The organism is Stenotrophomonas sp. AS012628 (assembly GCF_010608305.1).
In the GTDB taxonomy this organism is placed as follows: domain Bacteria; phylum Pseudomonadota; class Gammaproteobacteria; order Xanthomonadales; family Xanthomonadaceae; genus Stenotrophomonas; species Stenotrophomonas geniculata.
The window spans coordinates 1-229 of record NZ_VMBJ01000259.1; the positions used below are offsets into that span (position 1 = coordinate 1).

Annotated in this window: 1 protein-coding gene; it reads right to left on the reverse strand. The window is 66.8% G+C overall.

From position 1 onward, the window contains the following. A partial coding sequence (locus G5A07_RS21845; protein WP_223107875.1) for a hypothetical protein occupies positions 1–229 on the reverse strand: 229 nt, incomplete at both ends.

Genomic DNA, 229 nt, shown 5'->3' on the forward strand with positions numbered 1-229 from the left:
GCCCACGCCCTGATCCCGCCGCTCATGCCCAGCGTGGCGAAGAGTTGCAGCAGGCAATATCCCAGCCAGACCCACGGAAACCAACGTACGCGCAAAAACGCCACAACCACCAGCCCCAACGGAAACACCAGACCTGCAAGCGCCGGCAGCGATCGTGCCGCGCCGCCGCCCGTCTCGCCCGACATCAGCACCATGGCCATCGCCAGCACCACCATCAGCACCGGCAGCG